This window comes from Deefgea tanakiae, from assembly GCF_019665765.1.
GTDB classification, from domain to species: domain Bacteria; phylum Pseudomonadota; class Gammaproteobacteria; order Burkholderiales; family Chitinibacteraceae; genus Deefgea; species Deefgea tanakiae.
Map to the genome: position 1 here is coordinate 750,366 of NZ_CP081150.1, position 22,590 is coordinate 772,955.

Here is a 22,590-nt window from a genome sequence, read left to right on the forward strand (position 1 = left end):
GAACGGATGAAAAATCAGATTGATTTCATTTTCAAGTTCATTACATTGTAACAATTTGATCGCTTTGATTCTGGCTTGTTCTGTTATTTCTTAACGGGAAAATTCACAAAATAACATGCCAAATCAATACATTAGCGTAGGGTCTCTTTGTTCTCGGTGTATGCCGAGCAGAAATGGGGCACTTGGATGCCAAATCGGATTAACCGCAAGGGTAGACGAAGCGACTGCACGCCTTTGCGGCGCGCAATCCGGATTGAAAATAGGTCTAGTTTAAGCTAGCGGTAGGGTATTGCTTTCAAATTTAAGGTTTATGCTGATTCCTGCTTAATACCGTCTTGGGGTAATTGATGGAGCAAGAATGAAAACAACAAAGGGTTGAGCAAGATCGAAATCAATGCACCAGCAATAATCAAGGCATTGGCATCCCGATTGAGTAGCCCAAGCGACATCCCCAGTGTGGCGAGAATGAATGAGAATTCGCCAATCTGGGCCAAGCTCGCGGCAATCGTACTGGCTGTTGAGCTGCTGTAGCCATAGGCGCGCACAATGCCCCATGCGGCAAGTGATTTACCAATCACAATAACGACTACGGTACCGACCAGTGCATACGGATGTTTGATGATGATGCTTGGATCAAACAGCATGCCGACCGAAACAAAAAACAGTACAGCAAAGGCGTCGCGCAGTGGTAAAGATTCTTCGGCGGCGCGATGGCTGAATTCAGATTCTGCTAACACCATGCCCGCAAAAAACGCGCCGAGCGCGAAAGACACGCCAAATAAATGCGATGCGCCATAGGCCACGCCCAGTGCAATTGCTAAGACGCCTAGACGGAATAACTCACGGCTGCCAGTCCAAACGGTTTTTTCCAAAATCCAAGGAATCACACGGCGACCAATAATCAGCATGAAGGCAACAAATGCCACGACTTTAGCGAGTGTGACTACAACCAACTCACCAATACCTACGCTGCTATTGCTGCCAATACCACCCAATAATCCAGCTAGCGCAGGTAGCAAGACCAAAGCCAACACCATCACGAGGTCTTCAACGATCAACCAGCCAATCGCGATGCGGCCTTGTTCGGTGCTTTCTACATCATGTTTTTGTAAAGCTTTAAGTAGTACCACGGTACTGGCAACGGAGAGCGCCAAGCCAAAGACGAAGCCTTGACCCCATGGCCAGCCCATTAAATGCGCCAAGCCCATACCCATCAAAGTGGCAATCGCAATCTGTACGATGGCGCCAGGGATAGCAATTTTTTTGACGCTGAGTAAGTCTTTAATCGAGAAGTGCAGGCCAACACCAAACATCAGCAGAATGACGCCGATTTCGGCCAATTCAGTGGCGAGTTCTTGATTCGCCAACGGGCCCGGGGTGAATGGACCTACGCAAATCCCCGCTACTAAATAGCCAATCAGCGGGGGCATTTTGAAGCGCTGTGCCAGCATGCCAAATAAATATGCCAAGCCAAGACCCAACACCAGTGTGGTTAAGAGAGGGGTGTCGTGATGCATATTTGTCCTTGGTCGCTGTAATCTGGGCTGTAGTATGACAGCCGCAAGAGTTAGCTTGAAGTGCTTAATTACATCTTACGAATATTTGGTAATTATTTACAGTTAGTGCTGCGAGCACAGCATGGGGAGGTGGGATCGAGAGCAATCTCGCCGATTCGGTCTATCGGTATCGACCGAATCGGCTTTGCGGATTTAGTTGTGACCGTGTTGTGTTGTTGTGGGGGCCATATCGGTCATGGCCTGTACTTTAATGGCAACGGTGACTTTACCGGCTTTGGCAAAGGTGAGTGTCACTGGAAATTGATCGCCTTCTTTCAATGGCTGCTTAATGCCGAGGAACATAATGTGGTAGCCGCCCGGCGCTAATTTAACCACTTGATTGGGTGCAAGCACTAAGCCCGTCGCCAGTGGACGCATTTTCATTACGCCATCGGCCATTTTCATTTCATGGATTTCAGTTTTTTCCGCGATGTCGCTGCTGGCTGCAATCAGTTGATCGCCACTCTTGCTGTTCAGTAGCATAAAGCCGCCAGCATTGGCGGCTTTCGGGGGTGTGGCGCGCGCCCAAGGATGGTCAATCGTCATATCGCCGACCACGTAATCATGCGCAAATGACAGAGCGGTACTGAGGCACAGTAGTGCCCCTAAGGTAAATTTTTTAAGCATAAGAAATCCTTTCTATAAATCTAGTTTGATATAGGGGTATATTGATAGAAGCAATATCAAACAATGGGTGGAGCTTGACTCTGGGGTAGGGTATATGAAGGGACCGGTATAAAAAAACCTTCATTTCCTAAAAGCTGGAGCGGACTCGTGTGTTGTTGAACTGAAGGTAACACGACAGGCGCAGCAGGGAGCGCCCAGTCCTGCTGATTACTGTTGATGCAGAGCGCACATTGTTTAATGTGCTGCGGCGGTGACGGAGGCGTTTCAGATTTTGTAGCAGCGGGTTTGCTGATGCTACTACACAGTGTTGCTTGGACTGTATTTGTTGGTTGATAGGCTAATTGCGCGGCATCAATCAAAGGTAATAGCCAAAATAAGCTCAGTGCTAACAGCGCGAACCAGATCAGCTTGGATTGTCGATAAAAACGAAACATTACGTGCATACAGTCATAATTTTGTGCCGATTCTACGTTAAATATAAGCCCTCGACCAATTGAATCGACACCCAATTTGCTGGCGATTATGTTGCGTAACAGTAAGCAAATTACTGACAAAATGTCATTGATGGTGTGAATATTTACGCTATACTCGGCGCGAAATTATTTTTGGACGCTCCGTAGTGCCTCTTCGATCCACTCACCGCTTTGCTGCGTATTGCGCGCTGTTGGCCATGATTTGCCAACTGATGCTGCCGTTCGCGCATGCAGTGGTGATGACGCAAGCGGTAGATGCAGCGTGGTGCGGAACAGGGCCACAGCCGAAGGTGCAGTGGTCAAATGTTGTCCAGCAAGACGCTCACGCTGAGCAAACAAACAAAATGATGTTTTGCTCGGTGTGTGCGATGGCTGGTGCACATGCGCTCGTGCCGCCGACGGCCATTCTTGTTTTGCCGTTGACCAAAATCGATGCCGTTGTTCAGTTTGAGCCAGATTCGGCAGAATTTTCTTATCCTTCACTCGCCACACCACCGCCACCGCGCGGGCCACCCCTGATTTCCTGATCGTATTGCCACTGCTGTGGCTGATTGTGGCTGCGCCTTGTTGCCAGCTATTTTGATTTTCGCAAAGTATGCTTTGCGTTCAGGATTTCATCATGTTTTCTGTTCTTTCTCGCCCACAATGCGCGGTGCGTCCATTGGCGCTCGCCTTATCTTTACTCACTATTGCTGCTCACGCCGAAGTCACTCAACTGGAAGATGTTGTCGTGACTGCAACGCGAGAGGTGACGCCGATTGCCAAAGCACCGATTTCTATCGGCAAAATCAATCAACAAACTTTACAAGACATTAAGCCGACGTTTATCGGCCAAGTGGTCAATCGCGTGCCTGGCGTGGTGATGACGGATTTGGGCAATGAACAGCACAATATGTCGATTCGCCAGCCCATGACATATGCAGCGGTATATCAATATTTGGAAGACGGTATTCCAATTCGCCCAGTGGGTATTTTTAACCACAATGCCTTGTATGAAATCAACTTACCTGGGGCGGATGGGATTGAGGTCGTGCGCGGACCCGCTTCCAGTTTGTATGGCAGTAATGCCGTGGGTGGAGCGATTAATTTTACGACGGCTGCTCCGCCTGCTGGTCCACTTTTTACACTCGGTGCTCAGTTCAGTAATGAGGGGTATCGCCGTGCAGACATTGCTGCTGGTAATACATGGGGTGATACGGGTATTCGCCTTTCTGGCTACCAAGCAGCACGCCGCGATAGCTGGCAAGATCATAATGAAATGGACAAAACTGGCCTGACTCTGCGTGGCGATCATTGGCTCAACGAATCATTGCTGTGGAAATCCACACTCACGTATTCCAAGCTTGATACCGAAATGCCTGGCAGTTTGAATGCGACCGATTTCAATACGCGTCCTGGTTTTTCTTATAACACCTTCACTTATCGCGAAGTCGATGCATTACGGGCAACGACGGGCATTGAGGGCGAATTGAATGCGGGCGGTAAAACCAGCGCTACCGTGTATTACCGCGATAACACGACCAATCAATTACCGAGCTATTTGATTTTTAATACCGGCCCGAAAACCGCCAGCGGTCGTACTACGGATAATAGTTTTACTTCTTTAGGCGCGACGGCATTTCATCGTCAACAGTGGGATGCGTTGAAATTAACCGTCGGTGGCTTAATTGAAACCAGCCCGCAAGATGCGCGTGAACAGAATTTATCCATTGTTCGCGATCCGGTGAGTGGTAAATATTTGTCGTACACCAAAGGCTCTATTCGCCGTGATTACAGCGTGGATTTGAGCAATCAAGCTGTTTATGGCGATGCTAGTTATGCCTTGGGTGGTGGTTGGGGTATCAATGCGGGCCTTCGTTATGACCGTGTTGTGTATGACTTTACCAATTATCTGAAGCCATCGCCTACAACGGGTGGTGCGTCCCAAGAGCAGTCGTTCTCCAATGCATCACCGAAAGCGGGCTTGACTTGGCAGGCAGCTCCGGATTTATTTTTCTACAGCGGCTATAGCGTTGGTTTTACGCCACCCGAAGTCGGCTCATTGTTTTCCAGTGCGATTACACCGAATCTGAAACCTGCAACGTTTGATCAGTTTGAATTGGGGCTGCGTAGTCAACCGATCCCTGGTTTGAAACTGGACGCGGTCGTTTATCGTCTTGATGGTGAAGACGAGTTGGTCAACTTCACCACGCAACCCGGTAAATCTGAGCCGCGTAATGCAGGTAAGACGCGTCACGAAGGGGTTGAGTTAGGTTTGAACTGGACCGCTAATTCGGCGTGGAGCATGAATTTGGCAGGTCAATATGCCAAGCATATCTACCGTGAATACAAACCATCGCCAACGCTAAATTTCTCAGGCAATGACATTCCTGCTGCGCCTACTTGGCAAGGTCAAGTGGAATTAGTTTATCGCCCAATTGAAGCGCTCCGTTTGGGATTTGAGACAAGCTATCTGGGCAAATACTGGATGGATGAAAGCAATAAAGTCGAATACGGCGGCCATACCTTAGTTAATTTGCGCGCACAGTATCGTTTGAAGCAATTCACACTGTGGGCCAGTGTGAACAATTTACTGGATAAGCATTATTCAGAAATGTCGGCATCAAGCTACAAAGGCCAAGGTCCGCGCAATCCTGATGCACAAGACACCTACAATCCGGGCGCGCCGCGTACTTTCTTGGTGGGCGCAAGTTGGGCGTTCGGTGATGGTGGTCGTGATGGCAGTCGTGATGGTAAAGGGGCGCAACAATGAAGCGCGAAGACGTTTTGATTCAGCCCGTTCGTACTCAGCGTTTAGCTGTTTTGGTTCGCTGGCATCGCGCTTTAGCTTGGGTAGCTGGGGTGTCGGTGTTGATCTGGGGTTTGAGCGGCGTGATGCATCCGATCATGTCGGCTTTGTCGCCTAAAGTAAATCCAGTTCCGCCTGCAGCCGCTTTACCTGCCACTTTAACGCCTGTGCCATTAGCGAGCTTGGCACAAGGGCGCTGGGCGGATAACGCGCATTCGGTGCAATCGGTTCGGCTGTTGATGTTGGCCGATCAAGCCGCATGGCGTGTTCAAGAAGCCAGTGTTGCTGGCCAGTTACCCGCTGCGCGCTGGTTTGCTGCTAGCTCTGGCGCTGAACTTCTTGATGCTGAAACGCAGCAAGCACAAAAGCTAGCGCGCGCCTTGGTGGGGGATGCGCAAAGTGAGATTCGCAGCATGACACGGGTGACTGAGTTTGGTCGTGACTATCCGTCGATCAATAAATTACTGCCTGTATGGCGCGTCGAATTTGCGCGCGATGATGGCATGATTGCGTTTGTTGATACCGAAGGCCAACGCCTTGCGGCGCTATCAGATCAAACCAAGCGCACCTTGATGGGCGTATTTGTGTTGCTGCATACCTGGGCTTGGGCGAGCGAACCGGTGAAGCAAGTAGGTATCAGCGTCATGCTGGGTTTGACGCTGGTGACGATGTTGGCGGGTTTGGTGATGTATATCATTCGCTGGCGCGCTAAAACCTTGCGCCCCAATCAGCCGCGTATGCGTCGTTTGCATCGCCAACTGGGTTTGATTGCGGGTGTAGCTGGAATATGTATTGCGCTGAGTGGATTGCTACACCTTTGGTTTAGCCGTACACCCCCAGTCGTCTCTCCACCAGCAGCCTTGGCTAATTTACCGCAATTGCACGCGATTCCTGCTGGATTGACGGGATTAACGGCAGTCAATGTCGCCGAGCAAACACTGTGGTTAGTTCAAGGCGCAGCCAAGCCGATGCATGGTGGTGGCGAACACGCGCATCACGCCGCGGCTGCGGTGAAACCGAATCCACTGCCGACTTATTTGAATCACCATGGTCAAGCGGTGGCTGGCGCGGCTGAGCTGCATGCTGCGACGCTGATGCAGGCGATGGGCGTTGGGATGGCGTTGAAGAAGGCACCGATTCAGTCGATTGAGTTGATTAGCAAGTTTGGCGGAGAATATGGGTTTTTCCAAAAACGCTTGCCAGTGTATCGGGTGAATTTGGCCAATTCTGCGCAATCGAGTTGGTATATAGAGCCGGCAACAGGGCAGTTTTCTAATCTCGTTGAGCTACGTGATCGTTTAGAAGGCTATAGCTTTGCCTACTTGCATAAATGGCATTGGCTCGATGGCTTAGGTAAAACGACGAGGGATATTATCTTGGCGAGTTTTGCTGCGGCCAATGTGGTGCTGGCGGTGATTGGCATGCTGCTTTGGCGTCGTCGGCGTAGCAAGCAGTAATTGGTGTAAAAAGTCCGTATTATCGGCAGTCTTAATTCGCGCATTGGAAGGTAAGCATTAGATGGAATGTATTTGTGTTGATTAGTGCTGACTTAATGCCACCGCGTAGGCGACTGCGCGGAGCATTGTGCTGCGCCTTGTTACTGCATGCGTTGTTGATCGGAGCTTGGCAGGGATTCTCGCTGCCGAGAGTTGAAGAAACACCAGTGCCAAGCTCGATGGCCGTTATGTTGCAAACAGCAGTGCTTGAACCTAAAGCTGTTGCCCGTCCAGCGCCAGCGCGAGAGCGTGCATTACCCAAAAATGTACCGCTGCAATCTGCAGTTCTTCCAGCCCAATCTCAACCCAAAGTGCTCAAGCAGATACCGATTGATACGGTGGCGACGCAAAGCCAACTACTTGTTCCTCCTGATAGTCCACAAGCGGCGGATGCTAAGCCTGTGGTCGTCGTGACGGCAAGCAATGAGGCTCCAAACTCACCACAAAATACCAAAGTCAGCAGAGAGAAGGAGGGCGAGGGCAAAGTCACTCCGGCGCAATATCTACCTGCCCATTTAAATAATCCAAGGCCAGTGATGCCTTATATTTCAATAAAAAATGGCGAATCGGGCACGGTACGTTTGTGGGTGAAAGTCAGTGCTAAAGGCGAGCCGTTGGCGGTGAGAGTAGAAAAGTCGAGTGGCTTTCCACGTTTAGATGAGGTTGCTTTTAAAGCGGTGAAAGAGAAATGGCGCTTTGTGCCCGCCAAGCGCGGCGATACGCCAATTGAAAGCGAAGTGGCGTTTAATATTCCCTTTGTATTGACCGACGCTGAATAAGGCAAATTCAGCGATAATAACCTAATGAAAATCGACCATATTCCTGAAACCGAAATCGAATTCACCGCCATTCGCGCCCAAGGCGCGGGCGGACAAAACGTCAATAAAGTATCGAGCGCGGTGCATTTGCGTTTTTCGATCGCCAACTCCTCATTACCGGATGAACTCAAGGCGCGTTTGTTGGTGCTCAATGATCATCGCATCACCAAGGATGGCGTTATTGTGATCAAGGCGCAAACTTCGCGCAGTCAAGAAGCCAATCGACTTGATGCGATTGCACGTTTGCTGGATCTCATCAATGCAGCAGCGGTAGTCGTGAAGGCGCGTCGTGCCACCAAGCCGACTTATGGCTCAAAGCAACGTCGACTGGAAGGAAAGCAACTGCGTGGCTCAGTGAAAGCTTTGCGTGGCAAGGTGTCATATTGAGGGAGTGAGCTTGATTTTGACTCAGTTTAAGCTCGTATTTGTTACATAAGAAACATGCAGATAGCCACCCAAGACGGCTATCGATAAGCTCTCAGCATAAAAATCTACGAGACAGTAGACTGGGAGAGAGACTGTGTTGAAACCAAGCCTGTCCACATTGATTGGATTTATGCTGGTGCTGCTGAGTTCGTGGGCAAGCGCGAATCCACGCATTATTGCCTACTACCCGTTTTGGGTTAATCCACCACTGATGTCATTGCCGGTAGAGCGTGCGACGCAGATTACTTATGCGTTTGCCAACCTGACTGCGGACGCGCAGATCACGCCTGCTGAGCCGGCTTTTGATTTGAATAAAGCCACATTATTGACCGATGGCAGCCGAGTCCAAGGCCATTATGCCGTGCTTCGCGCATTAAAACGCGCCCATCCCGATTTGAAAACAGTAATTTCCATTGGCGGTTGGCATTATTCAACACATTTTTCTGATGTTACCGCGAGTCCTCAATTGCGCCGTGTCATGGCGCAGTCGGTGCTGGATTTTACGGAAAAATATGGTTTTGACGGTGTTGAGCTTGCTTGGCATTTTCCGGGCTCAGGCGGAAAAATTGGCAACAGTCAGCGTGCAGAAGATGGGGAAAATCTAGTCTTGCTGCTGCAAGAAATTCGCGCGCTGAGTCAACATCGCCCTTTGATTGTTGGCTTGAGTTTAGGTCCGCTCAATACGCAAATTGCTGCGCTGCCCGTTGCCCAATTAATGCCATTAATTGATTATGGCGTGCTACAGGTGGGGGATTATACTGGCGCGTGGAGCCCACGAACAGGCCATAAATCACCACTGTATAGCGCTAAATGGCAAGTTGGAATTGACTTGGCGGTCAATACATTGCTAAATCAAGGTGCAGTGGCCGATAAGTTGGTTTTGGTGATTCCAACGCAAGGAATGAGTTTTGTCGGCGTTCCGCCCGCAGAGCAGGGCTTGAATCAATCGCATCAAGGTCCTTCGTTTGGTTCTTGGGATGATCCAAAAACCGGTGCAACGGGCATGATTGGTCAAGATGAAGCGGCAGCCATCATCGCTAATGGCCAATTGACGGCGCATTGGGACGCCACTGCGAAAGCGATGTCATATTACAGTCCGGCATTACAGCAATTCATCAGTATCGAATCACCGCAGGCGGTCGCAGCAAAACTGCAATATGCCCAAGAGAAAAATCTGGGCGGCTTTGCGCTTTGGGATTTGAGTAGCGATTCGAGCACGCAGAGCTTATTAAGCCAAATTGAACATAGTTATTATCCGTGGCGCTCTTTTGAGCATGACGTGCAGCAGTGGTGGAAAAATCATCCTGCTTGGATTGATACGGCATTTGGTGTGATTTTAGCGAGTTTGATTTTTATTGCGCTGGGCTTTTGGCTAAGACGCTATCGCGAGCGTCAGTTACTGGAGATTGAAATTGCTCAGCTACGGCATGTGAAGGATGTGATGCACACGCTACCACATGCTTTGCTAAGTTTGCGCCAAGCCAGTTTAGCGATATTAAATCAAAGTCAGTTGGCGCCATTACACGCTAGAACACAGCCTTTATTGGCATACAGTGATCGATTAGCATGGCAACTGGAGCCTTTGTTGATTACTGAGGCAGCTGCCAGTGCACCCCCGACCGAGATCAGTTTATCTGCCCAGCGTTTGCAAACGCTGACTGAGTTTAGTCAGCAATTATCAGAGCAACGTAGTTTAGAAAAAATGCTCGAAGTCACAATGGCTTTTTTGGCTGAAGAATCGCAAGTGCAGGGGGTAGCACTCTATCAAGATGGCGATTTATTGGCGCAGCAAGGCCAAGCTGTAGGATTAAATTCAAGCACAGCAATTCAATCTGTGTGGGCAGGCGAGACGTGGGATGATTACACCTTGGCGATTGAATTTGGCCAGACTTTATCGTCCGATGATGCTGCCTTTTACCGCAGCCTAAGTCAGCAGTTCGCTACGGTGCGGGCGCAATTGTATGAGCTAGGGCGGCAGCCGCAGTTACTGTCTGAGTTGTATGAAATTGCTTCGCGGCGTGCCAAAATTTTGTATATCCGAGCCGACAAAGGCTATAGCGGCATTTACGCCAGTGATTTGCGCGCGCCGCACTACATCACGCTACGCTTGCGCGCGATACGGATGTATTTTGATGAAAAGCTGCTGCTGCAAGTCCATCGCTCGTATTTGATAAACCCTAAAAAAGTGACGAGTGCCAGCAAGCGTGGCCGTGATGTTTGGGTGCTGAATGTCGCCAATGAAGAAATTCCAATTGCGCGGCAATATCTGAGCCGTTTGCGTTTGGATTTTCCTCACTGGTTTACTGAGTAATGATTGGGGCTTGCTACTTAGATCGAGAATCGTTCTTTCATTTTGCATCATGAACAACTATACCCAAAGCGAAGCGTAAATTTTGCGCCTATTGAATGCTTTTTGATGCGGAGGTGGCCAATGAAACGATTGGGTTGGCTGTTTGTGTTTTTGTTGTGCTGCGCGTCAATCGTTTCGGCAAAAACAATCGTAGCTGTTTCAGACCCCTTTCCGCCGTTTGTCGATCCGAGCAACCCTAGCGGTGGTCTCGCCATTGAAGTGATTCGGGCGGCGTATAAAACACAAGGCCATGAGGTGAAAGTGGAATACGTGCCATGGGCAAGAGCCGAAGCGGGTGTCGCTAGTGGCATTTACGATATTTTGCCGAATATGTGGTTTAGTGAAGCGCGTTCAAAAAACTTCCTGTTTAGTACTGCATACGTCAACAACACCATTCGATTTGTGAAACGCAAGGGCGATCCCTTTGTTTTTCAGGGGATAGAAAGTTTAAAAGGTAAAACTGTGGGCGTGACGCGTGGCTACACCTATAGCGATGCATTTAAAAATTCCACATTGTTTCGTCGAGAAGACGCCAATGGCTTGTTGATTAATTTAAAGAAATTGCAGGCAAAACGGATTGATTTGACCTTGGATGACGAGGCGGTCGTTAACGATACTATTTCAAGAAATAATCCGAAGTTACTTTCTGAGATTGAAATGGCAGAAGGGCATTTATCTGTTAATCCGCTCTATGTAGTCAGTGGGATTAAAAACCCCAATCACAAGGAGTGGATTGAGTCATTTAATGCTGGCTTAAAGGTGATAAAAGAGAATGGGGTGTTGGCTGATATTTTCAAGAAGTATGGCCTTCCATATAAATAATGCCATCGAGGTGAAATCACACGATGGCATTATTTTATTTAAGGCGTCTATTTATTTTTTAAATAAATTTTCAAACGTCGATTCGGCCTGGATGTTTAATGTGTTGCAGAGCTTCAAGAAATTAGCTAAGTAGTGGGTGCGAATCAAAACCAATTGGCGGTTGGCGCTCACGCTGAAATCGACCAAGGTGTAATTCGGGCTCAGTTCGTCTTGAATGGCTTTAATTGCAGAAATATCGGTTAAACCTGTTAATGCTTCGGCCGCTAAATCGAGTTCACCTTCACCAAATGCTTCACTAATTTGCGCATACAGCGCTGCAACACTATCGGCTTTAAATAGTAAGCCGTCTTCTAATTGCTCTAGCAATACGGTTTCCCACAATGGGATTGCGCTGTCAGTTGGGTAAAAACCGGCTTCGTGACGCGCGCGGTATTCATCCGGATCTTGCTGGGCGGCCATCACTTCGGCGCTCATTGCCAAAATATCTTCGTGATCCAAGCCGCCATCGGCGATAAGTTCTAAGACTTCAATAATTTGCTTTTGCATGCTGTATTCCTGATTGGCGTTGTGCCAGTGCGCTGAGACTTGATGGTCTGAATTGGTTTTTGTATGGGTATTTCTTCCTAGCTCTTTTAATATAATGGCTAGAAAGCAATACACTGTATCTCAAAAGAAGCGAATATAAGCGCAGAAACCTGGCTTTGGCCCAATCGTTGGGTGATTGCGACAGGTGTTCGGGCGTTTATCGTAAATGGTGCAGAGCCGAGTTTTTTCATCCAAAAAAGTGCAATCACGCGTGCCACGACGATACAGCGTGTAGATTTCGTGTTTGAAATTGAAATGCTCAATAATCTTCGCTTTCATTAGCCGTTTAGCGATGTTTTTAGCTGGCTCGTTTCGCTCGAATTCATCGACCACACCCATGCGGATCAAGTCGCCGATTTTCACTTCCACTGGCATCGTACAGCAGCCTGAATAGCAATCTTCGCATTTATCTTTGGTGAATTTCACCCACGTATCAGGGTCGTGGAGTTCGGTGCGGTTAAGGATTTGGCGGCTCATGATGCATTCAGAAATCGAGAAAGGTGCGCAGCATACCACACTCTGCGCGATGCTAAGTAGTTGTTCTGGTACAAAAAATCCCCCAGCCAGAAATCTGGGTGGGGGATGGTGTGAGGGATTAGCGCTTATTGAGCACTAAACGTCACTGGGCCTGCGAGTGGATCAACTGTGATTAAGAAGCTTGGTGCTTGTGGCACAGGTAAACCATTGCTGTAGATGACTTTGCTTGGCAAACGAGGTATTGCTTTGCCGGCTTGCATTGCCACTTGGGTTAGACCACCAATCATCAAGGTCAGTGGCGTAGCAAATTTCACGCATTCCGCATCGGTGCTGGCAAATGTAATCACTGAGCCGTAATTATAGTTGCTTAAACCTAAAGTGGGTTTGCATGCTTCACGTGCTTTGCTGTATTTCAAGACGGTACTTGGCCCCGCCACCCAGAGTAAACGCGCGTCGACTTTGGCTTTGATGTAATCCAAATGTGCAGTGTATTGTGCTAATGGCACGCTATTCCAAGAGGCGTCATTCACACCGTGCATCGTACGATTAGCCCAGCCGCCGTTGGCAATGGCAGCATCAACGTGCAAGTTGAGTAAATCGCCACCCGCTTTGACTTGGGCCTCATACAGTGACCACTGTGCAGTGAGGGTGAACATATCATCTTTGATTTGGAATGGATCTGCAGTAGTCGTTGCATTGACGCCTGATATATGACCATCGTAAATTATCATGCCATTAGGATCGACGCGATTCGGCGCACGACCGCCGATAAAACCGGCTGCGCTGCGTAAAAATGCTAATGGCTCATCGGCTGCGACGCCAGATGGCCATGCAAAGAAGGTTGGGCGATAACCATTGAGGCGAGCAGCGATGTCGTCACTTGAACCGCTAATTTGTGCCGCAGCATCCCATGTGAGGCTCATTGCATCGGTGTGGCTACGCGTATGGCTGAAAATTTCATGGCCATCGGCGATGAATTGTTTGGCTGCATTCCAGTGCTTATCGCCGCAATTGCCGGTAATCATGCCGAATGATGAAATCAGACCACGTTGTTTCAACGCAGGAGCCGCAAAATCGATTTGACCATCAGTGACCCATGCACATAAATCGTCATGCATCATTGAGTAAGCTGCAGTGGCATCGTCTTTCCACGTGGTGACCCGCATATCTGTTATGACCGCTGGTGTGCTTGGTGTTGGGCTGGCCGTGATTGTCGGCGTTGGGCTTGGTGATACCGATGGGGTCGTGCTTGCCGTTGGTGTTGCGCTTGGTTTAGCTGTCGCAGTCGCAGTTGGCGTTGGCGTACTGCTGCTGATCAGTCCAAGATCTTTCCAAACGCCCCATGTACCAGATGTACTTGGATTTTCACCGACCGTGTACCACTTGGCTTCATAGAGGCGACTATTGTACGTAGCGCGCTTTCCAGCGGTGTAAACGGTGGTGCTATTCCATTCATTGCCTGTCGGAGCAACGGTTGTTACGGGGGTTGGTGTTGCAGTTGGCGTTGCGCTAATGGTCGGAGTTGCAGTAGCAGTTGCAGTCGGAGTTGGCACTGCGCTTGGGATCGGTGTTGGCGGTGGGCATGGTGCAGGCAAGATTTTCAGTGCTTGCCACAAGGAGGGATCATAAGTAACGGTGTTGTTTGTTGAGTTGTAACGAGGTTGATTGGTGTTGGTGCTCAAATGCGCTGCTAACGCTTTCATTACCACTTGACCCCCAATTGAAACGGCAGTTCCCAAGGCATATTGTTGATTCAATTGCCACGATGGTGGGCCATATGGTGGCGTGCATGTGCCTGGGTAGGTGTCGGTAATTGAATTTACCGAACGGCTTGGCGGTGTGGCAGTTGGTGTTGTTGTGGCCGTTGGTACTGGCGTTGGTGTAGCAACAACAGTCACTTTTTTCCATGCGCCCCATTCTCCTGCCGTCGCAGGGCTATCGCCCTTCGTCCACCATTGTGCTTCATAGGTAGTCCCATTTTGCGTAACGCGTTGGCCTGCGGTGTAAGTGCTGGCGCTATCCCAGGCAGGGGCGCTTGGTATTGTCGTTGGATTTGGCGTTGGTGATAAGGCGAACGCACCGCCCGATAAAAGACCTGCACTGATGAGTAAGCTCACCATCATTGTTTTATTCAATTGCATCTGCTCCATCCTTTTGAAAGGTTTTGTTTTGAGTTTATGGAAATAGATTTCCAATACTCTATGTGGGTACTACGGTGAAAACTTTGTTGAATAATGCATTCAAGCCAATACCTATTTAGTTGATGCTGAGATCTCCTAAAGCAGGATTAAATTGAATTCGGTATTTGCCATTGGCTAACTTTTTGCTGGTCAAGGGCTTTTTGTTTTGTGTAAATTGCCCTTGTAATTCATCAGCGATTTGCACATCAACGGTGATCGCGCTGGCATAGCGTTGGCAAAGTTCATTATTTTGTTTGAGTTTGAGGGCGTTGCCAGTGAGGACGAGTGGGCAGTTTTCGCGGGTGGCTTGGTAGCGAATAATCTCGCTTGGGCCTGCTAACCACAGCTCGCCGCTAGCGACTTTTTTCAGCAAATAATCGGCGTAAGCGATGTACTCGTCTTTGGGTACGGCTTCCCATGAGCCATCGGCAACACCATGCATCGTGCGGTAACTCCAACCGCCATTTTCCAGCGCAGCATCAACGTGCTGAATGAGCATATTGCCGCCAGTGGGTTTATACAGCGACCATTTTCCATCGTGCCAATACACATCGTTTTTGATGAAAAATGGATCGGTGTTATTGCTGCTATTGATACCGGCATTACTACCGTCATAAATATGTTTGGCGGCGCGAGCACCTAAATAATCGGGCAGAGTGAGCAAATAGGCTTTGGCTTCGGGCGTGGCCAGATCACTGGGATAAGCCATAAATTGCATCGTGTAGCCGAGTTTCTCTTTGACCAATTGATGGGCTGAGGCGATTTCTTTTTCATTATTCCAGCCTGCAATCGGTTTGAGTGAGCCCGCTTCGAGCATACCAACATGGGAGAGTGAATGGTTGAACAGCTCATGGCCTTCAGCGATATGTTTTTTGAGTTTGGTCCAATCATTGTCTTTGCACGAGCCCGCAATTAAGCCGAGGCTGGCTTTTAAACCGCGCTCGTTCAAAATCGGCAAAGCGGTATTTTCAACACCGGGAACACTGCTACCACAGTAATCATCATGCGCGATTGTGTGGGCGGCTTTGGCACCATCTCGCCAAGTTTGTATTTCAAAGCTGGAATTGGCACTGCAGGCAAGGGCAGAGTACAGGCTGAAAATAATGCCTAAGTGCAGATTCAATTTCATAACATACCCTCCCAAAATTTGAATTTGGCTCGACTATGCCTAGGTAGTAAGGCCTAGGGAATACTCTTGTGCTTCAGATACATGAATAGCGCTTTTATTTGCATTTATTTCAATATTTTCAATACGTTGGGCGCTGTTTAATCTGCTGTTTTTTTCACGGCTGGTGTGTGGCTAAACTGCAAATGAGGAGATGGCCAAGGTCTTGGTTTGAAAATAATACGGATTTGTCATTGAAACGATTCATGTTGGCGAACTGTTTTCTGAAGCAATTTCACTTTTAGTGTGCAAACTGTTTCTTGGGCAGGTTTGATGTTTTGAGTGCTTTATTGAGACACGATTACTGAACGCTACGAATGGCTTCGGCATGGTCGAGCAGATTGCCCTTACATGAACTACGCTGTAGATAATTATTTGCCGCAGCACACGGCCGAAATTATGGAGTTAGGATGCATAGTGAGTTGATCGAGGCCATTTTGAGGGCTCAGACCGGATTTGATGCGGGTGCAGACCCTAAGGGGGTTTTTGAAACCGTATTGAGTGATTTGTTACAGCTTACGGCCAGCGAATATGGCTTTATCGGTGAGGTGATGATGAAAGAGGGCGTGCCGAGTCTACGCACTCACGCCATCACCAATATTGCTTGGAACGAAGAAACGCGCGCATTTTATGCCCAGCATGCCCCAGAAGGTTTGGTCTTTACCAATCTGAATACTTTGTTTGGTGCGGTGCTAACCACGAGTCAGCCAGTGATTGCCAATGATCCCGCAAATGATCCACGGCGTGGTGGCTTGCCACCGGGGCATCCGCCGATGACGGCTTTTCTTGGCTTACCGATTCATTGTCAGGGTGAATTGCTCGCGATGGTAGGCGTGGCCAATCGGTCCGGTGGTTATGAAGCGAGCTGGATCGAGTTTTTGCAGCCTTTATTGATGACGATTGGGCAGTTATTGCTGTTTCGTCGCGCCAATTTAAATCGGATTATCGCCGAGTCTCATCAGCAACGTCAGCAAGAGGCTTTGCGAGTGCTCAGCCATATTGCGGCACTGACCGATCGTGATGATCAAGCCTTGCTGCGCCAGTCGCTTTGTTTAGCGTGCGAGTATTTTGACCTGCCCATGGGGATCATCAGTCGGATTGAAGGCGATGCTTATCGAATCGCGGTACAGACGAGTCCATCTGATACTTTACAGGATGGGATGGAATTTCTGCTGGCGGGGACGTATTGCTCGATAACCTTTTCTGCAAATGATGTTGTGGCCATTACCCATATGGCTGATTCTGAGTATGCAGGTCATCCCTGCTATCAAGATTTCGGTTTGGAGTGTTATATCGGCGTGCCTATCTTGTTGGCGGGGCAACGGATTGGCACCTTGAATTTTTCATCGAACCAGCCGCACCCGACGACCTTTGACGAGGTTGATTTTGAGTTCATGCGCTTACTGGCTAGCTGGGTTGGTGCCGTGCTCGAACGTCAGCGGCAGACGCAATCGAGAGAAGAACTACTCGGGCGCTTGCAGAAAATTGGTACTCAGGTGCCGGGGATGGTTTACCAGTATCGCCTATTTGCCGATGGCCGCAGTTGCTTTCCGTATGCCAGCAGCGGTATACGCGATATTTATGGCGTGAGTCCCGCTGATGTTTCCGAAGATGCGAGCTCAGTGTTTGCCACGCTATATCCAGATGATGTCGCACAGGTGATCGATAGCATCACGGTGTCCTTCGAAACGCTAGAGCATTGGCAGGCGATTTATCGGGTGAACCATCCGCAAAAAGGTTTGATTTGGGTCGAGGGGATCGCCAGTCCTGAGCGCACACCGGAGGGTGATACGCTTTGGCATGGTTTTATCACTGACATTACGGCACGCAAGGCAGCAGAGGTCAGATTGCAGGCCAGCGAGGCTCAAAAAAAGATGCTGTCGCTGGTTGCGAGTCGAACGTCCAATGCGGTGGTGATTACCGATGCGCAGGGGCAGGTTGAATGGGTCAATGATGGTTTTGTCCGTATGACCGGCTATGACTTATCATTTATGCAGGGCAAACGGCCTGGTGCAGTTTTGCAAGGTGCACTCACTGATATGAAAACGGTGGCCGAAATGTCACGTCAATTGCGCCTTGGTGAGCGTTGCACTGCAGAAATCTTGAACTACGCCAAAGATGGCAGCCTGTACTGGATTTTGCTGGATATCGAGCCGATTAGAGATGAGCAAGGGCAGATCAAGCATTATATTGCAATCGAAACGGACATCAGTGCCCGCAAGCAGTCAGAACTATTGCTGGCGCAGGAGCGTGAACGATTGGCCAATATTATTGAGGCGACCAATATTGGAACCTGGGAATGGAACCTACAAACTGGCCAAACACATTTTAATGCACGCTGGGCTGAGATCGTTGGCTATACCTTGGATGAACTCGCGCCGATTTCGATTGAAACGTGGCTTAAGCTCGCGTGTCCAGATGACTTGCAAGAGTCTGAATCGCGTTTAAAGCGGCATTTTAGTGGCGAAGATCCTTACTACGATTTTGATTGCCGCATGAAACACAAGGACGGGCACTGGGTATGGGTGCACGATCGAGGTCGGGTTATTGAGTGCTTGCCGGATGGTCAGCCGCTGCGTATGTCGGGTACGCATGAGGATATTAGCGAGCGCAAGGCAGCTGAAGCTGAGCTAAGCGCGGCAAAATTGGCCGCTGAAGCCGCCAGTCGAGCAAAAAGTGCCTTTTTGGCCAATATGAGTCACGAAATTCGCACCCCGATGAATGGCGTACTCGGTATGGCAGGCTTGCTGCTCGATACCGATTTGTCGATCCAGCAGCGCGAGTTTGCCGAAACCATTCGACAAAGCGGCGATATATTGCTCAGCGTGATCAACGATATTCTTGATTTTTCTAAGGTTGAAGCCGGGCGGATGGAGTTAGAGCAAGTTGACTTTGATCTGGTGGCGCTGCTGGATGGCGTAGCGGCCGTGATGGCCTTGCGACCTCGAGAAAAAGGCATTGCATTGAGTTGTAGCCGTGCGCCTGATGTGCCCACTTGGGTGAGAGGGGATCCGGGTCGACTACGGCAAGTGCTGATCAATTTAATGGGTAATGCGATCAAGTTCACCGAGCAAGGTGGCGTTACCGTTATGACTCAATTGCTTGGTATCAGTGAAAAGGGTATTTCTCTACGATTCAGTGTTCGTGACACTGGGCTAGGTATACCTCCAGATAAAGTTGGTCGATTATTTGAAAGTTTTTCGCAGGTTGATGCGTCGACAACCCGCCGCTTTGGTGGCACGGGACTGGGTTTGGCCATTAGCAAACAATTGGTCGAGTTGATGGGGGGGCAAATCAGTGTGCAAAGTATTGAGGGATTGGGCTCTGAATTTGCATTTAGCGTTACGCTGGGCGCTGCCGAACAAATTACTGCGCTTGCTTCTACTACGAGCCAAACTGATAACTTTAGAGTGCTGGCTGTTGATGATAGCGCTTCGCAGCGCGAACATTTATGTAATCAGCTCAAAAACTGGGGCTGCAATGCAGTGATGGCTGAAGGTGGCGTCGAAGCTTTGCACTTGCTTTCCCATGCCGCGCAAACGGGGCGGCCATTTCAGCTGGTGCTGATAGATCTTTACATGCCGCATATGGATGGGATTGAGTTGGGGCAACAGATCGTAGCGAAGGCGGAGTTGGGCAATCCATTGCTGATTTTGTTAACTGCCGTAGGAACACGTGGCGATGCCTTGCGGGCTCGTGAATCGGGGTTTGCTGGTTACTTAAGTAAACCGCTACAACAAAAAGCATGGCAAACGGCAATGGGTATGGTGCGGCGTCATCCGCCTGAACCTTCATTCTTGACGCGTTATTCAGTTCCGGAATCAGACCAAGTGGTGCGTGTTTTGCTAGCTGAAGACAACCGCGTTAATCGCATTGTTGCAGTCAAGTTATTGGAAAAGCTCGGCTGTATCGTGCATGCCGTTGAAAATGGTATTGAGGCGATTCAGGCTCTGGTGGATCAGGATTTTGATCTGGTCTTTATGGATATGCAGATGCCAGAAATGGATGGTATTGAGGCCATACGCAAAATCCGCGATCCCGATACAGGCGTACGCTGGCCTAAGATTCCTGTGCTGGCATTAACTGCCAATGCCACATCAGAGGATAGACAGCTATGCTTAGCGGCAGGGATGGATGACTTTCTCTCTAAGCCAATTAACGACAGTCAATTACAAGAAAAAGTACGGGTTTGGAGCGGTACAAGAAAAACAGCCGATTGATTGAGTATGTGAATGGAGTAATTTGATTAAATGGGTTTCAAAGTAATACCCATGTTGGATGTTCAAGTGTTGGTATTGTTTCAAACGATTGAGGTGCGATGGATTGAAATTGATTTTAGCTGCCTAAATTCAAAAGAGCGCTTTACAGCGCTCCTTTTTTCTTGGCCTAAACGCCATTAAAACAACTCAATGCCACCATCACTCCCGGCTTTGTCTTTCTGATCTGGGTTGATATTGACATTGCCCGCTAGCGCCAAAGCTTCGTGAAAGGGCGCACCGCTGAGGATCGCGTCAAACAGGATTTTTTCTTGCTCCATCGTATATTGCGAGCGAATATTTTTCTGTAATGCGAGCCACGCATCCGGTTGATAAATTGAAGAGCGATCAGAAACCAAACCAGCGAGTTCGCTAATGGTTTTACAGACGTGATCAAGGCGCTGAGAGAGTCGGTCAAAAAATTGAAAGGCGATAATCGACTGGATGTTTTTATCGCTAATCTCAGCAATTTTTTGTTCAAGTTGCAACTCGGCTGGGAGCGCGGTTTGGCTGAGCGCACCTTTTAGCGCTTCGATATGGTTTGAGGTCTCGGCAAAGGAATTGGCCAGCGTATTAAAAGACGCACTGCCTTCGTCCATCGCGTGTTGCACCTGAGCCACCGTAATGCCGAGCATCAAAATGGTTTCACGCACTTGGCTCCAGTCAAGGTCTGGATTTTGGGCGGCCGAGCCGCCAGTAGGGAGTTGAACCATTCCAGTCTTACGCCATAAAAATCAACAATGGTTCTTTATAGCTTGAAAGCTCTAATTCAGCTTGAAATTATTTAATGGTCTAAGCGGTTAATTAGCGGTACGAATGACTTTCAGTTGAATGGTCAGTACCAGCATCACCAGCGCCATCGTTAAACCAAAAATCGGCATAATCCATGTGATGCTGATGTGCGCTGCAAGTAGAGCCGTGACCATCGCATACGATACCGGTGATAAGCCCATTGACACCATATTGTTCAAACTCATCACGCGGCCAAGCTTATCGCGGTCTGCTGATTGTTGAATCAGCGACATCATCGGCACGTTATTGCCCGCTACGCCCATACCAATAAAAAACTGCAAGGCGACTGCAGCCCAAATCCACGGGGTGAGCGGTAAGAGCGACAGCAAGACCCCTTCAATCGCAATAATGACGGTAATCATCAACAAGCGTTTTTTACTCGGTGGATAAATCGTCAACAAAATCCCGCCAATGACCATGCCCGCCGCAAATGCGCTTTGCAAATACGACAAGGTACTGGCTTCGCCTTTTAGATAATCAGCGACAATAATCGGAATACCCAACGCGAGTGGCCCCATAAAGAGTAAATTCGCAGTGATGTAAATCAGCATCAAGGCGCGCAAAATCGGCGTTTGTAATGCGTAAACAACGCCTTCTTTCAGCTCTGTGATCATTGAAGTGGCTTCGCGCACGACCTTGATAACGGGCTCATGAATAAACGCAATGCAGATGGTCGCAATCAACAGCATGCCGCCGGTTAAACTAAAAATCGCCTCGTAGCCCATTAGTGCCAACATTGCCCCGCCCATGACAGGGCCAAACACCATGCCGACTTGATTGGTAGTCAGCATGATGGAGTTTGCGCGGGTGAGGTCGCTATCGGCCACAATCGCCGGAGTGAGCGTATCGCGCGCGGGCCAAAAAAACGCATCTAGCGAGCCGTACAGAAACGCAAAGATCGTCAGTGCCCAAATATCTAAGCGATTAATGTGCAGCAAACCGACTAGAGAAAACAACAGTAATACACGTAAACCCAGCGAAATAAGGATAATTCGGCTGCGCGACATTCGATCGGCCAACACGCCGCCAACCGCCATTAAAGCAATCCGTGGCACCGAGCCAGCAATCATCACCCAGCCAAGCTGTTCTTTGGCGCCTAGCGTTTTTACGACGTACCAAGTCTCGGCCATCATCGCGATGGCAAGTGCAAAGTTGCCGATAATTGAAGCCAGCCAAAGCAGACCAAAATTGCGGTTGCGAAACAGGGTTGGGGCTGACGTCATAAGAGGGTGGCTTTCATTCATTTTGTATGGATTCGCGCTGTCGTGTGGGTCAGTTGCCGTATCGGGTTCAAGGCTTTTAATATGAATGGGGTATTTTAGATGCAAAATGGGTGTGTATGATCATACTGTAGCTGTTGGGTTAAAAATCCTGCTTTGGTATGCTTTTATCCTTATCGGGAGATTTTGTATTGCAACTATTTACTTCAAATCAATATATAAGTTTTGTAATCAAATTGCTGTGGAAAATTAATTCGGGATACATTAAGGACTGAATGAGGCGATAGAAACACGATCAATTGTGAAATCGACGACACATTTCACCGTCGGTGGTATTAATCATTTGATGCGATTTGAGCTGATGATTTTCAATTGAGTCATTGATATAGTCGTTGAGCCCTGTGTTTAAAGCCTTTTCTGTATTTGCACATCAAAAAAAATGTTGCAGTGCGGTGCTTTGGCAAGTGGCGATTGGTTTTAGTGCTTTCCCGAATGATGAATTTCCTGATTAGTCAGTGCGTTTGTGAACACCTACATTACGCTGGTGCAACGCAACAAG

At 48.8% G+C, this 22,590-nt stretch carries 16 protein-coding genes; 8 read left to right on the forward strand and 8 right to left on the reverse strand.

The window, feature by feature from the left end:
• Positions 1 to 308: 308 nt before the first annotated feature.
• The gene (locus K4H28_RS03625) at positions 309 to 1,517 is read right to left on the reverse strand and encodes a monovalent cation:proton antiporter-2 (CPA2) family protein (RefSeq protein ID WP_221007047.1); all 1,209 of its coding nucleotides are present in this window, start codon (positions 1,515 to 1,517) and stop codon (positions 309 to 311) included.
• A gap of 192 nt (positions 1,518 to 1,709) precedes the next feature.
• Entirely contained in the window at positions 1,710 to 2,183 is a 474-nt protein-coding gene (locus K4H28_RS03630) for a copper chaperone PCu(A)C (protein ID WP_221007048.1), read from the reverse strand.
• Between the two features lie 619 nt (positions 2,184 to 2,802).
• Between K4H28_RS03630 and K4H28_RS03635 the strand changes: the two genes are divergently transcribed.
• From K4H28_RS03635 to K4H28_RS03665, 7 genes are all read left to right on the forward strand, one after another.
• Positions 2,803 to 3,183, forward strand: a complete 381-nt coding sequence (locus K4H28_RS03635; RefSeq protein ID WP_221007049.1) for a hypothetical protein — start codon at positions 2,803 to 2,805, stop codon at positions 3,181 to 3,183.
• A 92-nt stretch (positions 3,184 to 3,275) separates the two neighbouring features.
• Positions 3,276 to 5,408 (forward strand): TonB-dependent receptor family protein, encoded by a 2,133-nt coding sequence (locus K4H28_RS03640; RefSeq protein WP_221007050.1) that lies wholly within the window; start codon positions 3,276 to 3,278, stop codon positions 5,406 to 5,408.
• Positions 5,405 to 6,901 carry a PepSY domain-containing protein gene (locus K4H28_RS03645; protein ID WP_221007051.1) on the forward strand — a complete coding sequence of 499 codons (1,497 nt, stop codon included), beginning with the start codon at positions 5,405 to 5,407 and terminating at the stop codon, positions 6,899 to 6,901. Before K4H28_RS03640 ends, K4H28_RS03645 begins: the two co-directional genes overlap by 4 nt.
• Before the next feature lie 74 nt (positions 6,902 to 6,975).
• Positions 6,976 to 7,719, forward strand: coding sequence for an energy transducer TonB (locus K4H28_RS03650; RefSeq protein ID WP_221007052.1), 744 nt, complete (start codon positions 6,976 to 6,978; stop codon positions 7,717 to 7,719).
• A 24-nt stretch (positions 7,720 to 7,743) separates the two neighbouring features.
• Complete coding sequence (arfB, locus tag K4H28_RS03655; protein ID WP_221007053.1) at positions 7,744 to 8,145, forward strand: alternative ribosome rescue aminoacyl-tRNA hydrolase ArfB; 402 nt, start codon at positions 7,744 to 7,746, stop codon at positions 8,143 to 8,145.
• 133 nt (positions 8,146 to 8,278) lie between these two features.
• Positions 8,279 to 10,495 (forward strand): glycosyl hydrolase family 18 protein, encoded by a 2,217-nt coding sequence (locus tag K4H28_RS03660; RefSeq protein ID WP_221007054.1) that lies wholly within the window; start codon positions 8,279 to 8,281, stop codon positions 10,493 to 10,495.
• A gap of 120 nt (positions 10,496 to 10,615) precedes the next feature.
• Positions 10,616 to 11,356: a substrate-binding periplasmic protein gene (locus K4H28_RS03665; RefSeq protein ID WP_221007055.1), complete on the forward strand. Its 741-nt coding sequence runs from the start codon at positions 10,616 to 10,618 to the stop codon at positions 11,354 to 11,356.
• 51 nt (positions 11,357 to 11,407) lie between these two features.
• Here K4H28_RS03665 and K4H28_RS03670 read toward each other — a convergent pair whose 3' ends face one another.
• The 4 genes from K4H28_RS03670 to K4H28_RS03685 all read right to left on the reverse strand — a co-directional run bounded on the left by K4H28_RS03670 (position 11,408) and on the right by K4H28_RS03685 (position 15,727).
• Complete coding sequence (locus K4H28_RS03670) at positions 11,408 to 11,902, reverse strand: hypothetical protein (RefSeq protein ID WP_221007056.1); 495 nt, start codon at positions 11,900 to 11,902, stop codon at positions 11,408 to 11,410.
• Between the two features lie 120 nt (positions 11,903 to 12,022).
• A complete protein-coding gene (locus tag K4H28_RS03675; protein ID WP_221007057.1) occupies positions 12,023 to 12,418 on the reverse strand; it encodes a YkgJ family cysteine cluster protein in 396 nt (131 codons plus the stop codon).
• A 125-nt stretch (positions 12,419 to 12,543) separates the two neighbouring features.
• Entirely contained in the window at positions 12,544 to 14,559 is a 2,016-nt protein-coding gene (locus tag K4H28_RS03680; RefSeq protein WP_221007058.1) for a carbohydrate-binding protein, read from the reverse strand.
• A gap of 115 nt (positions 14,560 to 14,674) precedes the next feature.
• Positions 14,675 to 15,727, reverse strand: coding sequence for a polysaccharide deacetylase family protein (locus K4H28_RS03685; RefSeq protein ID WP_221007059.1), 1,053 nt, complete (start codon positions 15,725 to 15,727; stop codon positions 14,675 to 14,677).
• A gap of 446 nt (positions 15,728 to 16,173) precedes the next feature.
• On the opposite strand from K4H28_RS03685, the gene K4H28_RS03690 reads away from it, so the two are divergent.
• A complete protein-coding gene (locus K4H28_RS03690; protein WP_221007060.1) occupies positions 16,174 to 19,983 on the forward strand; it encodes a response regulator in 3,810 nt (1,269 codons plus the stop codon).
• Positions 19,984 to 20,159: 176 nt separating this feature from the next.
• On the opposite strand, the gene K4H28_RS03695 is transcribed toward K4H28_RS03690, so the two are convergent.
• Positions 20,160 to 20,732: a hypothetical protein gene (locus K4H28_RS03695; protein WP_221007061.1), complete on the reverse strand. Its 573-nt coding sequence runs from the start codon at positions 20,730 to 20,732 to the stop codon at positions 20,160 to 20,162.
• Positions 20,733 to 20,819: 87 nt separating this feature from the next.
• Positions 20,820 to 22,034, reverse strand: coding sequence for an MFS transporter (locus tag K4H28_RS03700; protein ID WP_221007062.1), 1,215 nt, complete (start codon positions 22,032 to 22,034; stop codon positions 20,820 to 20,822).
• Between the last annotated feature and the right edge of the window lie 556 nt (positions 22,035 to 22,590).

What these genes read in the sequence shown, in the direction of transcription:
- K4H28_RS03625 (WP_221007047.1), bottom strand. Translation starts at nt 1,517, where the DNA reads ATGCATCACGACACCCCTCTCTTAACCACACTGGTGTTGGGTCTTGGC.
- K4H28_RS03630 (WP_221007048.1), bottom strand. Translation starts at nt 2,183, where the DNA reads ATGCTTAAAAAATTTACCTTAGGGGCACTACTGTGCCTCAGTACCGCT.
- K4H28_RS03640 (WP_221007050.1), top strand. Translation starts at nt 3,276, where the DNA reads ATGTTTTCTGTTCTTTCTCGCCCACAATGCGCGGTGCGTCCATTGGCG.
- K4H28_RS03645 (WP_221007051.1), top strand. Translation starts at nt 5,405, where the DNA reads ATGAAGCGCGAAGACGTTTTGATTCAGCCCGTTCGTACTCAGCGTTTA.
- arfB (WP_221007053.1), top strand. Translation starts at nt 7,744, where the DNA reads ATGAAAATCGACCATATTCCTGAAACCGAAATCGAATTCACCGCCATT.
- K4H28_RS03665 (WP_221007055.1), top strand. Translation starts at nt 10,616, where the DNA reads ATGAAACGATTGGGTTGGCTGTTTGTGTTTTTGTTGTGCTGCGCGTCA.
- K4H28_RS03670 (WP_221007056.1), bottom strand. Translation starts at nt 11,902, where the DNA reads ATGCAAAAGCAAATTATTGAAGTCTTAGAACTTATCGCCGATGGCGGC.
- K4H28_RS03675 (WP_221007057.1), bottom strand. Translation starts at nt 12,418, where the DNA reads ATGAGCCGCCAAATCCTTAACCGCACCGAACTCCACGACCCTGATACG.
- K4H28_RS03680 (WP_221007058.1), bottom strand. Translation starts at nt 14,559, where the DNA reads ATGCAATTGAATAAAACAATGATGGTGAGCTTACTCATCAGTGCAGGT.
- K4H28_RS03685 (WP_221007059.1), bottom strand. Translation starts at nt 15,727, where the DNA reads ATGAAATTGAATCTGCACTTAGGCATTATTTTCAGCCTGTACTCTGCC.
- K4H28_RS03690 (WP_221007060.1), top strand. Translation starts at nt 16,174, where the DNA reads ATGCATAGTGAGTTGATCGAGGCCATTTTGAGGGCTCAGACCGGATTT.
- K4H28_RS03695 (WP_221007061.1), bottom strand. Translation starts at nt 20,732, where the DNA reads ATGGTTCAACTCCCTACTGGCGGCTCGGCCGCCCAAAATCCAGACCTT.
- K4H28_RS03700 (WP_221007062.1), bottom strand. Translation starts at nt 22,034, where the DNA reads ATGACGTCAGCCCCAACCCTGTTTCGCAACCGCAATTTTGGTCTGCTT.